The sequence below is a fragment of the Bradyrhizobium sp. Kon37 genome (assembly GCF_055807535.1).
On record NZ_JBVVOY010000024.1, the window covers coordinates 94,129 to 105,731 of the forward strand.

At 62.1% G+C, this 11,603-nt stretch carries 13 protein-coding genes; 9 read left to right on the forward strand and 4 right to left on the reverse strand.

Annotated elements, in window-relative coordinates; genetic code table 11:
* Position 1 precedes the first annotated feature (1 nt).
* Complete coding sequence (locus tag AC0L3J_RS31040) at positions 2 to 463, forward strand: DsrE family protein (protein ID WP_473349557.1); 462 nt, start codon at positions 2 to 4, stop codon at positions 461 to 463.
* On the forward strand, positions 456 to 1,052 hold the full coding sequence (locus tag AC0L3J_RS31045) for a TlpA family protein disulfide reductase (protein WP_473349558.1): 597 nt from the start codon (positions 456 to 458) through the stop codon (positions 1,050 to 1,052). Before AC0L3J_RS31040 ends, AC0L3J_RS31045 begins: the two co-directional genes overlap by 8 nt.
* Before the next feature lie 6 nt (positions 1,053 to 1,058).
* Here the strand turns inward: AC0L3J_RS31045 and AC0L3J_RS31050 are convergent, their stop codons facing one another.
* Together AC0L3J_RS31050 and AC0L3J_RS31055 are read right to left on the reverse strand one after the other, a co-directional pair.
* A complete protein-coding gene (locus AC0L3J_RS31050; protein ID WP_473349559.1) occupies positions 1,059 to 2,198 on the reverse strand; it encodes an amidohydrolase/deacetylase family metallohydrolase in 1,140 nt (379 codons plus the stop codon).
* Between the two features lie 1,577 nt (positions 2,199 to 3,775).
* Positions 3,776 to 4,192, reverse strand: a complete 417-nt coding sequence (locus AC0L3J_RS31055; protein ID WP_473349560.1) for a hypothetical protein — start codon at positions 4,190 to 4,192, stop codon at positions 3,776 to 3,778.
* A gap of 333 nt (positions 4,193 to 4,525) precedes the next feature.
* On the opposite strand from AC0L3J_RS31055, the gene AC0L3J_RS31060 reads away from it, so the two are divergent.
* The 4 genes from AC0L3J_RS31060 to AC0L3J_RS31075 all read left to right on the forward strand — a co-directional run bounded on the left by AC0L3J_RS31060 (position 4,526) and on the right by AC0L3J_RS31075 (position 7,127).
* Positions 4,526 to 4,735, forward strand: coding sequence for a hypothetical protein (locus AC0L3J_RS31060; RefSeq protein WP_473349561.1), 210 nt, complete (start codon positions 4,526 to 4,528; stop codon positions 4,733 to 4,735).
* A 131-nt stretch (positions 4,736 to 4,866) separates the two neighbouring features.
* Positions 4,867 to 5,907 carry a glycosyltransferase family 4 protein gene (locus tag AC0L3J_RS31065; RefSeq protein WP_473349562.1) on the forward strand — a complete coding sequence of 347 codons (1,041 nt, stop codon included), beginning with the start codon at positions 4,867 to 4,869 and terminating at the stop codon, positions 5,905 to 5,907.
* A 258-nt stretch (positions 5,908 to 6,165) separates the two neighbouring features.
* Positions 6,166 to 6,609, forward strand: a complete 444-nt coding sequence (locus tag AC0L3J_RS31070) for a low affinity iron permease family protein (RefSeq protein WP_456766533.1) — start codon at positions 6,166 to 6,168, stop codon at positions 6,607 to 6,609.
* A 2-nt stretch (positions 6,610 to 6,611) separates the two neighbouring features.
* A complete protein-coding gene (locus AC0L3J_RS31075) occupies positions 6,612 to 7,127 on the forward strand; it encodes a DUF1003 domain-containing protein (protein ID WP_473349563.1) in 516 nt (171 codons plus the stop codon).
* A gap of 106 nt (positions 7,128 to 7,233) precedes the next feature.
* Here the strand turns inward: AC0L3J_RS31075 and AC0L3J_RS31080 are convergent, their stop codons facing one another.
* Positions 7,234 to 8,586, reverse strand: coding sequence for a carbohydrate porin (locus AC0L3J_RS31080; protein ID WP_473349564.1), 1,353 nt, complete (start codon positions 8,584 to 8,586; stop codon positions 7,234 to 7,236).
* Between the two features lie 226 nt (positions 8,587 to 8,812).
* Between AC0L3J_RS31080 and AC0L3J_RS31085 the strand changes: the two genes are divergently transcribed.
* Both AC0L3J_RS31085 and AC0L3J_RS31090 read left to right on the forward strand, forming a co-directional pair.
* Entirely contained in the window at positions 8,813 to 9,004 is a 192-nt protein-coding gene (locus AC0L3J_RS31085) for a hypothetical protein (RefSeq protein WP_473349565.1), read from the forward strand.
* Positions 9,005 to 9,019: 15 nt separating this feature from the next.
* Positions 9,020 to 9,442, forward strand: coding sequence for a hypothetical protein (locus AC0L3J_RS31090; RefSeq protein ID WP_473249103.1), 423 nt, complete (start codon positions 9,020 to 9,022; stop codon positions 9,440 to 9,442).
* A gap of 376 nt (positions 9,443 to 9,818) precedes the next feature.
* Here AC0L3J_RS31090 and AC0L3J_RS31095 read toward each other — a convergent pair whose 3' ends face one another.
* Positions 9,819 to 10,922, reverse strand: coding sequence for a DNA topoisomerase IB (locus AC0L3J_RS31095; RefSeq protein ID WP_473349566.1), 1,104 nt, complete (start codon positions 10,920 to 10,922; stop codon positions 9,819 to 9,821).
* Positions 10,923 to 11,181: 259 nt separating this feature from the next.
* Between AC0L3J_RS31095 and AC0L3J_RS31100 the strand changes: the two genes are divergently transcribed.
* The coding region (locus AC0L3J_RS31100) for a ribonuclease H family protein (protein WP_473349567.1) at positions 11,182 to 11,603 on the forward strand (422 nt) is incomplete at its 3' end.

Consider the following 11,603-nt stretch of genomic DNA (forward strand, 5'->3'; position numbering starts at 1 on the left):
CATGATCTCCGCCAACGGATGGTCCCGCAGGGGCCTGCTCGCCGGCACCGCGATCCTCACGGCCGGCGGCACCGCCGCCGCCAAGGATGATCGCCTCGCCGAGGGCGTCGTGATCCTGATCGACAGCAACGAGCCCTATGTCATGGGTCACGCGATCAGCTACTCGGCTAACCTCTCGAAGCACTTTGCGGACAGGGGCGCGCGATTGCTGATCGAGGTCGTCGCCAACGGCAAGGGCATCGACGTCTTCCGGGCGGACAAGACTCCGCTGGTCGAGCCGCTCGCGACGCTGCGGCAGTCGGTGCCCAACCTCGCCTACAGCATGTGCGCGTCGTCAAAAGCGATCGCCGAAGCCAAGGAGCAGGTCTCGATTCCGCTGATAGCAGGTGCCAGCCTCGTACCGTTCGGCATCGGCCGCGTGGTCGATCTGCAACTCAAGGGCTGGGCCTATATCCATGCGTGACGAGGCGCGCGAAAGCGGTCCGGTGCTGTCGCGGCGATCGATCCTGGTGGCCATGCCGGCGCTTGTTGCCTCCTTGCGCGCGGCCCATGCGCAGGAAGGCTGGCCGCCGGTGTTCGAGGCCGGCCGCAGTCAGTTCACGCTGGTGCGGCCGCGCGCGTCGATGCCAACGCTCAGGCTTCAAGACACTGGCGGGAAGGACGTCCCGCTGAGCGCGAAGCCGGGCCGCATCACCCTTGTCAATTTCTGGGCGACCTGGTGCGCGGCCTGCCGGCTCGACCTGCCCGCGCTCGCAAGTCTCGCGGGATCGCGGCCTGACCGGCTCGATGTTGCCGCGATCTGCACGGATACGAAAGACCTACGCAAGATCCGAACTTTCCTCGGCGGCCTCGCCGTGCAGAACCTCGCTTGCTATGTCGACGCCTATGGCGCGGCGGCCGAAGCGTCGACCGCGACGTTCTCCCTCGTCGGCATGCCCATCACCTATCTCGTCGGAGCGAGCGGTCACGTCGAGGGCTACATCGCCGGTGCGCCCGACTGGCTTTCTCCGGCAGGCGCGCGGCTGCTGCAATTCTATCGCGAGCGGCGCTAGCGCCGCTCAATTCGGATGCCACCAGCGGCCGCCGATCACGACACCTTCGGAGACGATCTTGCGGTCACCGATCAGGTGCTCGCCGACGACGTCCTCATAGTCGAACTGGCCTTGCTTGACCGAGATCAGCGTGGCGTCACCGACGCTGCCCGGCTTGAGGCTGCCGAGTTCGGGCCGCCGCAGCGCCATCGCGGCGTTGACAGTGGAGGTTGCGATGACGTCGGACAGCGGCATTCCCATGCACAGGAATTTCGACAGGGTCGTGACCTGGTCGAAGGCCGGGCCGTCGATGCAGAGCTGATGAATGTCGGACGAGATGGTGTCTGGATAGAAGCCATTGGCGAGCATGGCGCGCGCGGTCTTGAACGCGAACGAGCCCTTGCCGTGCCCGATGTCGAACAGCACGCCGCGCTCTCGGGCGTCGAGCACCGCCCGCTTCACCGTACCCTGCGCGGTCGCGGGCGTGTTGGGGAAGGGCCGGAACGCATGGGTGAGCACGTCGCCGGGGCGCAGGCGCGCCAGCACCTCCTCGTAGCTCGGCGGCGGATGATCGATATGCGCCATCAGGGGCATGCCGACCTCGTTCGCAACCTCGAGCGCGATGTCGAGCGGCACGACGCCCGACGTGCCCGAGGAGTGCAGACCGACGCGCACCTTGATGCCGACGATGAGATCGCGGTTGGCGTCGGCCACCTTGGCCGCCTCGATCGGATTCATCAGCCGCAGCTCCTCGCTCTCGCCCACCATGATCCGGTGCGAGAAGCCGAAAATGCCGGCATGCGAGACATGCAGATAAGCGAGAATGCGGACCTGGCTCGGCTCGATCACATGCTTGCGGAAGCCCGCGAAATTGCCGGGCCCCGCGCTGCCGGTATCGACCGCGGTGGTGACGCCGGAGAGGCGGCAGAATTCCTCGGCATCGATTCCGAGCGAAGTGCCGCCCCAATAGACATGGGTGTGGAGATCGATCAGCCCCGGCGTCACGATGAACTTCGAGACGTCACGCACGTCCGTGCCCGGATCGGCCTTGAGCCCGCTGCCGATCGCAGCGACCTTGCCGCCGGTGAAGGCGACATCGGTGACGGCGTCGAGCTTCTGGGACGGGTCGACCACACGGCCGCCGCGCAGGATCAGGTCGAAAGGCATTGTCGTCTCCGGATGGGATAGTGGGGCGTGGCTGGCGGGCACATCAGCCGGGCCAGCAAGGAAGGAAGCCGTTCGCTTCTAGCAATTTTTGCGCCGATCGGCGTGGCAAACCATGACTGCGGCTGATGAAAAACTGGCGATCCCGGGAAGACTCGAACTTCCGACCTACGGTTTAGGAAACCGTTTTAGTGCTTGGGAAATCAATGCCTTAAGGGCCGCGTGTTGCAGATCTGTTACGGGCCGCCCCCAAAGACTTCTCAACAACTGTGCTCAAGGGCAATCTGCATTGCCCTTGAGCTTGACTTGGTGGCTTCGGTCTAGATGAAACGCCCCGAACCGGGCTTTACGATACGGCTGGCATCCCTGTAGTTCGGGTCGACTTGGCAAAGATCAGACGAATTGTATGCGTTTGTCGCTGCCTGCTTTGCGTCATCGAGCGACTTGCCGGACGTGAAGATGCTGGTGGAGTCGCCCCTGTCGCGCCCGTTGTCACGGTCGATGCAATCGACGCGAAACGTTGCTGAATAGAGGGGCGGCACCGCCTGCCCTGGTTTGGATGCGGTTTTCTCAGCCTCCCCGCGGCAATCTTGCGGGCTCCCCCAGCAGATGGGAAACACCACCTCTTGCCAGGTTTGCGGCTTTACGTCGGGAAGGCCGCGAACCCATTCTCCCTTGCGCCACCCATCGCCGATCTTCTCGAAAAAGCCCTCTCCCGCGCGAGCTGTGGACGTGAAGGGTGCCTGCCTTCGTCGGCGCCTTCGCGTCTATGGTAAGTGAGATAGTGCCGTTGCAAAAGTCTTTGGAAATTGGATGCGAGGCTGCCGCATTGAATTGCCTTAAAGAGGGCGCGCAGGACGGAATGCCGGTCAGAGGTGCGGTAAAGTCGATCGCCTGACCATCAGAGATCGTTCATGCACGATGGCTGGCAGCAGGATTCTTGGCTTGCGGGGGATCGCCTTCGCCGACGAGAGCACCTGTCGTTTGAAGCCGTTCTGAACAAGGGGCCGTTGAGAACACACGGCGTCCAGATTTCGGTCAGCTCGATATCGCCATGGGTCCGAGCTAGATGATCGTCCCGACGGCATTCGTTCGCGGTCCAGACCAGCAGATGTTCTCGCCCAGCCCCCGCCGCACTCTCGGAGCCAGCTTCAATCAGGGATGAGAATAGCTCGGATGGGATCAGGTGGATTTGGTGCAGATTGAGGAGGGAGGCTGGCGACGGCTCGATAGCGTTGCCGGACGAACGCGCCGGCTTGGACGTTGCCTTTGACGCGATCTGATCCGGCGACGGCTTGCTGATGTGGTGGTCGAAATCGTGGCTACAGCCAATCCTTTCGCTAGGCCAACAGATCCTGTGTCGACGGCATCAGGCGGCCCGGGCGAGCAATCACCGCTCCCGAGCGGAATGGCGAAGGACTCCGAAACAAGCCCACGAGCAGGGCCTTAAGCTAGGGGAAGTGGGACGCCCGTCAGCCGCCCTTGGTCGACACGAACCCTTTCTCGGCGAGTGGTGGTAAGCGCTTGACCGAGGAAAAGCCGCGCCCTCGACGAGCGCGGCTTGTTGCTGTCGGGGCCTGTCACCAGCGGTGATGGTGCCAGCGGTGCCGCACGACCGGATATGATCCGCGGTAATAGGCGTAAGCAGGCCGCACGGCTCGGCGGTACCGGTAGCCGTAAGACACGGGCGCCGTGTAGTAGGTCGTGGTGGCGTAACCACCACCCCAGCGATAGGGCTCGTCGTAGCCGTAGTCGTAGGCGTAGGGTCCGCCGTAATAGCCCGCTCCATAATAGCGGGGGCCACCGTAGTAGCCGTAGCCAGGTCCCCATCCATAAGCCGACGAGGCAAGTCCACCGATTACGGCGCCGGCCAACAGACCGCCGGCGATGCCCGGTCCCCAGCCACCTCGCCAGTGGGCTTCGGCAGGAGAGGTGGTGGCCACCGAGGACAGACCAAGAGCGCCGACCATCAGCGCCGACATCGCGATCTTCTTCATCGAGATCCCTTTCACATTGCTCGCGCCCTACCGGTAACGGGAAAAAGAGGCAATGGTTGCAGCTGCCCGGGGGGCGCGGGCAATGGAATCCTCGCCGCCGGAGACGGCGCGCTATGCGCCAGTACGGAGCCCGCCGCCGTGACCGCGACGGCTGCCCGCTTGCATCCAGAAGGTCCGGCCGAAGCCAACGCCTGCAGCTCGGTCGGGCCGCGCGCGAAAGAGCCGAGCAAAGGCGTCCTCTGCTCGATCGGCTAAGCCAGCGGGAAAAACCGGAAACTTTCCGGAGTGCCTTGAGTTGGCAGCGACTGGGTTCGGTCTCCGGAGAGGGTGAGTATGGTCGACGAAGTCGTCTTGAAGAACGCCACGGAGACCGCCTGGACGGTGTACCGGGCGCAGCACCCCGAGGTCGATCCGCACGACAGCCGGCGCTGCCTGCTGGAGCGCCACCTCCAAAGCAGGTCGGAAGCGCGCGAGAGCGATACCGAAGAACTCGCTGGCTTCGGGATAGCCTATCTGCAGCGGCTTCCTCGAGACGAATGTTGACGGCCATGAAGACGCTTGCAGCGCGAGTGGCCCGCGGAAGCACGAGGCCTGATTGGACGCTGCTCGCGATTTCGGCCCTCATTTCCGCGACGATCGTGACTGTCCTGCGGTTCGTGTTCGGAGCCTAGCCGATGCGGATTGCGCAGCTTGCTCCGTTGGCCGAGAGCGTACCTCCAAAGCTTTACGGGGGCACTGAACGTGTGATCGCCTGGCTCGTGGACGAACTGGTCCAACTCGGACACGACGTCACCCTGTTCGCAAGCGGGGATTCCAAGACGAAGGGAAAGCTCCACGCCGTGTGGCCGCGCGCGCTGCGCCTGGGGCGGAAGGGTGCCGATCCGAACGCCGCCTGCGCGCTTCTGATCGAGGCCATCGCCGAGCGCGCAGGCAATTTCGACGTGATCCACTCCCACATCGACTGGTTGCCCCTTCCGGTGCTGAGCCGAACCGGCATGCCTTTTCTGACGACGATGCACGGCAGGCTAGACCTTCCTTGTCTGCCCGAGGTAATCGGCGTCTTTGCAGACGCTCCATTCGTCTCCATTTCCGCCGACCAGCGTCGGCCACTTCCGGAGGCGAACTGGATCGCGACGATCCAGCACGGACTGCCGAAGGATCTGTTTCGGCCGTCCTACGAACCAGGTTCCTACCTGGCCTTTCTGGGGAGGCTGACGGCTGACAAGGGACCGGAGGACGCCATACGCATCGCGCGCGCGGCGCGAATGCCGCTGCGAATTGCCGCCAAGATTCCTCGGTCGGAGACGGCCTACTTCAAGAACAAGCTCGAGCCGAACATCGATGGCCAGACGGTTCAACTCGTCGGCGAGGTCGACGACGCGAAGAAGCAGCCTTTCCTGGCGAACGCAGCGGGCCTGCTGTTTCCGATCGATTGGCCCGAGCCGTTCGGTCTGGTGATGATCGAGGCGATGGCTTGCGGGACACCCGTGATCGCCTATCGATCAGGCTCGGTACCGGAAGTCGTGGAGGATGGCGTCACGGGCTTTATCGTCGACGGTGAGGAGCAGGCGATCAGGGCAGTGAAAGAACTGGGCCGGCTGGACAGACGAGTGGTCCGCGTCCGGTTCGAAGAGCGCTTCGCCGCAAGCCGGATGGTGCATGAATACGAGACCCGATATCGCAACCTGATCGCTCGTGGAGGACGCTTCGCGTGAGAGATCCGCAGCTGGCTTGTGGAGTTGGCATGAATCGAATCCTTGGCCATCCGTTTCGAATCAGGAGCACGTTGAATTCTAGAGTTGAGGTCGGCATCCGAACGGGCGTGGCTTGGACGTCCTCTGCGATCGCTCTCAATACGTGCTCTCGGGAGCTCCCGCGCAAAGCATGCTTCGGTTTGCTGCCAATGTATGTCGGTTCCTGACGCGGAACTTTCGCCCGAAAACAACATTGTGGTTGGTGGCAAAGGCTGAGTCATGAAAAACGAACCATCCCGGATCTCAAAATTCTTCGGTGATTTGGCTAACAAGACCTCGCTTGCGGCTGGGCGCGCCTCGACCTTCCTGTTAGCTGCGGGTGTGGTGGTCGTGTGGGGCATAAGCGGCCCGCTCTTCCAGTTCTCGGACACTTGGCAGTTGGTCATTAATACTGGGACCACAATCGTAACTTTCCTTATGGTATTTCTGATTCAGAACTCGCAAAACCGTGACAGCGCGGCCATTCAGGTAAAGCTGGACGAACTCATTCGCGTGAGTGCGGCGCGCAATAGTCTCGTGGGAATTGAGCACCTCACAGACGATGAGATTGAGGAGCTTCGCTCGAAATGTGAAGCGCGTGCCAAGGCCGAAAAAGCCGGAGATGAGACACTCGACCGGACCCGACAGTCAGCGCGGCGAGCCGCCGAGCAGATCGCCAGCTGACGATGTCAGCGCCGGCATCATCGAAAAGACCGGTAGAAAATATCGACGCCATCCTGCGGCTTGAAAAGCAGGATGAGGAAAAGATCGCTCTTCATCATCGTGTTTTTCATGCAATCGGATCGTTTGCGGGCACTCCGCAGTTCGTGGTGCTGCAGTGCGGGGCGGTGGTGTGTTGGATTGCCTTCGGCCGGGTATTCCCCGATCGCGCGCTTGATCCATTCCCGTTCCCGCTGCTCGGGACATTCCTCGCGCTGGAGGCGGTACTTCTCACCTCCTGTGTCCTCATTCGCCAAAATGCGACCGACCGCATTTTGGAGAAGCGAGATCGTCTAGAACTTCAGATTAATCTGCTCTCTGAACGGGAGGCGACGCGGTCTTTGAGAATATTGCAGAAGCTTGCCAGGCGACTGAATGTCGATGACGAGGATTGCCAACAAGACGAATTGGCGCAGGAGACGTCTGTTGATCAACTTGCCCGGGGCTTGCGCGAGCGCGAGCAGGCTGAAAAGGCTCAATGAGATGTCCGCCCGGAGGACGACATGGGGGGCGCTCTGATGCCACCTGCGCCATCGTGTTCATCTGCACGAGCTCTTCCTGAGCAGAGTCCGTGCGATGCGCACGGTGCTAGAATTTGAGCGTCGTCCTGAGGCCGAATACCGACGCATTTTTGAGGGCCTTGCCGGCGAATGGCGTCGCCTGCCCGGTGGCGCCGCCGCCCGGGTGGATGATGTATTGGAAGTTTGGCTGCAACGACCAGCCCTCCTTTATCTGGTATTGGTAGACCGTCGTCAGCAACCCCTCGAAGTTTCGCGAGGGCCAGTTGGGATTCACCAGCATGCGGTAGTCGGCGTCGAGCGCCTGCGCCCGTTTGGACAGATGGGCATAGCCCGCGGCGATGCCGAACTTGTCATCGGGCCGGCCGTCACGAAGCCCAATGAACTCGACGCCGGCATCAGCGTAGAGATCGATCAGGTTGCGATCGGCGGGCGCGCCGGCGGCCCTTGCGAACACACCGATCCCGCGATTGTCGCTGTGAGGCACGCGGTAGATCTGTTGCTCGAAGACCGCCCAACCACCGATGTCTCCTGCGAGCAATAGCGGCTCGCCGCTGCTACCGGGAGCGGCGAGCGAGCTGCCGTTCGACGCGAGCTGTTGATCCGCGAAAGAGCCAAAGTGCCGCCAGCCGCCGAACTTGATCTGGCCGGTCAGGTTGGGATCGCCCTTCTTGTTGTTCCAGGCGTACTGGATCTGACCCAGTAACAACGGCGGATCGTTGACGCGGAAATTCACGCCGTAGCGATTGCGCTCCTGCGGGTCGCCCGATCCCGGTCCTGCTTGGTCGCCGTCGAAGATCCCACCCAGAACGGAGAGCTGGTCGGTCACGTTGACCAGTAGTCTTGCGCCCATGGCCGCCAAAGGTGGCGAAGGTCCGCCGCTGGGAAGATCGAGCGACGTGATCGCAGGCCAACCCATTGAGGCGTTGGTGAACACGTCTGTATATTTGGTGTTGAAGAATTCGCTGTCGGCGGCGAGCTGACCCACTTTCAGCGAGATCCTCTTCGCGCCCCACTGCTTCTCGAAATACGCTTCGTAGAGACGCGTTGAGGGAAGGGCCTCGATTCCGCTGACGACGAAGAAGTTCTGAAGATTGCTCCGGGACAGGCCGTCGCCATGGATCTGGAACATGTTGGCGTGAAAAGTGAGCTTGTCGATGCCGACGAGCTTCTGCAGATCGACATCCACCGCGAGGTTGAGACGGCCTTCGTAGATAGCTCCCTGTTTCAGGCCGCCGGAAGCGTTACCAAACGCCTCGCCTATGTAAGTGGCCGCGAACTTCACGCCGTACTTCTGCAGCGGATTGGGCAGAATGCCGAGCGTCTTTTCCTCCACGGTGCTCTCACCCGTGTCCGGATCGGCCGGCTTGTCGTCGTCGGTCTTCTTATCCTCCTGGGCCGCGGCGCCGGCTGCCAGGAGCATGACTACCGACATCGAAAGAACGACCTGCCTATAGGCTCGGTGGGGTCTCGACACGCGACTTCCTGATCTCGAAGATAGCCTTACGAATTGCCTGATCTTGCAAGGCAAGTCCACCGTGGAGGCAATTTCCAAAAGGTCGGTCAGACCAGCTGGCCTATCGCAATCATTTTTGAATCGCGGCACGCGAAATGTTGGCTATGATAGGTTTTCCCGTCTGGGGGCATTCATGTTCGATCCGTCAACTACTGCGCTATTGCGCGCGGTCTTTTCCGAGAGCGTTTCGCACCGCGAGATCGGAGCGCGTACCCATGTCGCCTCAAAGATACTGGAGGCTGCTACCAAAGGTGAGGTATCACTAGACGAACTCAGGCAGGTAGGCCGTGATGCCCTTTCGCGTGCACCCACGATGTGGCGCTGATCGGTCGAGGCGGGCGTGAATTTCCAGGTCACGGTGCTGAAGATCCTGGTGAGCTATCCGGACGGCTTCGCCGTCATGGAAGACCTCAAGCGCGACATGGCCATCCTGGCGACCAGTGGCCGCGAATGGGCGAATCGGACCAAGCGCCTCGCCGCGCGGGTACCCGATCTCGATATCTTTTCTCAAGGCTTAGTCGAACGCATCAGCGGGGGCTGGAAGATTACGGCAAAGGGTCGGGCAGTGCTTGAATTCATGGAAGCCCGCCCGGAGGCATCCGAGCCGGCCCAACAGGCCGCAGCCGATGAGGCTCCCAAATTGGTATCCGACACAGCGCCCGTTCCTCCGCTGCGACAGCCCGCCGACCGTGCCAAGCGGCGGCGCGAACGCCGTGAACGTCGTCGGGAGGCGCGCGAACACGCGAGAGCAAACACCTCTTGAGGTAGATCGAAGTCCAAGAAGAAGCCGCAGCCTAGGCGCGGCGGCTGAAATAGTCCCAAACTGTCCATTACGCCTCCCCAGCCCCAAGCGCACCGCCCTTACGTTGCTTGCGGCCAGGCCGATCCGACCTAAGAACGGTTTTGCTTCGGGTATCGGGACGGGGACTTGTGCACGGGTCCATCTACCCAGCCGGCAGAGCCGCGAATGGCAAGGACGGAAGCGGAACCGAACGGTAAACGACCGTCCCGCCGGCCCGCACCACGCCCAGCATCCCGGCTTTGAATGGAAGGCCCCTTTTTGCCGACGAGAGCCCCAGCCGAGGCGTGCCTGGAGGCATCGAGGAGGACGCAGGCGTCCGGAGACCGGGTAGGCCCGGCTAGGCGGGCTCCGTCAGAGAATCGAGACGTTTCCGGAGAAATGCCAGCACCACGATCTCGTCGGAAGTGAGCTTGGCGTACTGGCGCTTGAACTTCTGCGCGATCTTGGTCTCAATCATCTTCACGAGGTCACCTGACAGGTAGGCGTTCAGGACTTCCGGGTGCACGTAGCACTTGCGGCAGATGGCCGGTGTGTTGCCGAGCTGCTTCGAGACGCTTTCGATCGCGGCGACGACGTTGCGCTTCGCCTCGGCCTGGCTGTCGTACTTCTTGAATTCGGCAAGCGCCAACGCCGCCAGAACGGTTCCCGCCCAAGTCCGAAAATCCTTGGCGCTGAAGTCCTCGCCCGTGATGTCCTTGATGTAGGCGTTGACGTCGCCGGAATCGACGGTGCGGGGCTGTCCGTCGTCGTCCAGGTACTTGAAGAGCTCATGTCCCGGGATCTCCGCGCAGCGCTTCACGATCGCGGCTATCCGCTTGTCCTCGACGCGAAGCTTCCATTGTTTGCCCGACTTGCCCGTGAAGTCGAAACGAAGGACGCCGCGCCCGACCGCGACGTGCTTGCGGCGCATGGTGGTGAGCCCGTAGGACTTGTTTTTCTCGGCGTACTCGGCGTTGCCGACCCGGATCAACGTCTTTTCCAGAAGACTAACGATCGTGGCCAGCACCTTCTCGCGGGGCAGTCCGTCCCGCTTCATGTCGGCAGCGACCCGTTCCCGCAGCGCGGGCAGCGCGGCAGCGAACAGGACGATATGCTCATACTTGTTCTGGTCTCGGAGCTCGCGCCACTTCGGATGGTAGCGATACTGCTTGCGACCCCGCGCATCGAGCCCGGTTGCCTGGATGTGGCCGTTCGACGACGGGCAGATCCACACGGACTCGTAGGCCGGCGGGATGCCGATTGATTTGATGCGTCGGATGACGGCGGCATCGGTGATGCGCTTGCCGTCCTTATCGTAGTAGCTGAAAGTGGTTCCAGTCCGCTTGCGCGTGTACCCCGGCGCGGAGTCGCTGACGTAGCGGAGGCCTTCTTCCGCGATGGTGGCCGCGACCTCGGCGGTGCGGTCCAGAACCTCTTCTTCGTTGCTGGCTTGGCGGAGCATGGGCCGGCCCCCTCGGAAGCACCCGGGAATCGAGGCTCCACTCTTTCTCAAGGGATGAAGACACCGGTTGGTTCCGCTCTGAGGTCGAACGCGAGGTCTGGATCAGTGGCCCTCCAGAATAGCGAGACCTCAGATGGCGAGCCGGTCCGGTTCCTTTCGACAAGGCGCTGCGCAGTCGATGACGGCATGGTCTAGCTTCAGACAATCGCCACAAATTTCACCGACACGCTTCCCACAGTCAGTCTTCACGAAGGCCACTATGCCCCAGTATTCGCTCGATGCGTTGCGCCGGCGCTATGTCATCGAGAAAAGACCGCTCGAGGCCGGCGTCGAGCAGATCTTGCGGGCCGACACCCGCGCGGGAGCCCGTGCCATCCTGGCTTCAATCGACAAGCGGCGCTCCGAAAATAGGTCGGAAGGGCAGCGCCTCCGCAAGATGCTCCGCTTCGAGACCTCTCTCTGGGAAAGCGGCCATCATGCGGTGGCAGGCGTGGACGAGGCGGGAATGAGCCCTCTCGCCGGGCCAGTTTCCGCTGCCGCCGTGATCCTGAAGCCCGGGACGCGGATAGTTGGAATCGACGACTCAAAAAAACTCGACGCCGCCGCTCGCGAAGAACTCGCGAAGGAAATCAAGGAAAAGGCAGAGAGTTGGTGTGTAGCATTCGTCGAGGTCGAGGAGAT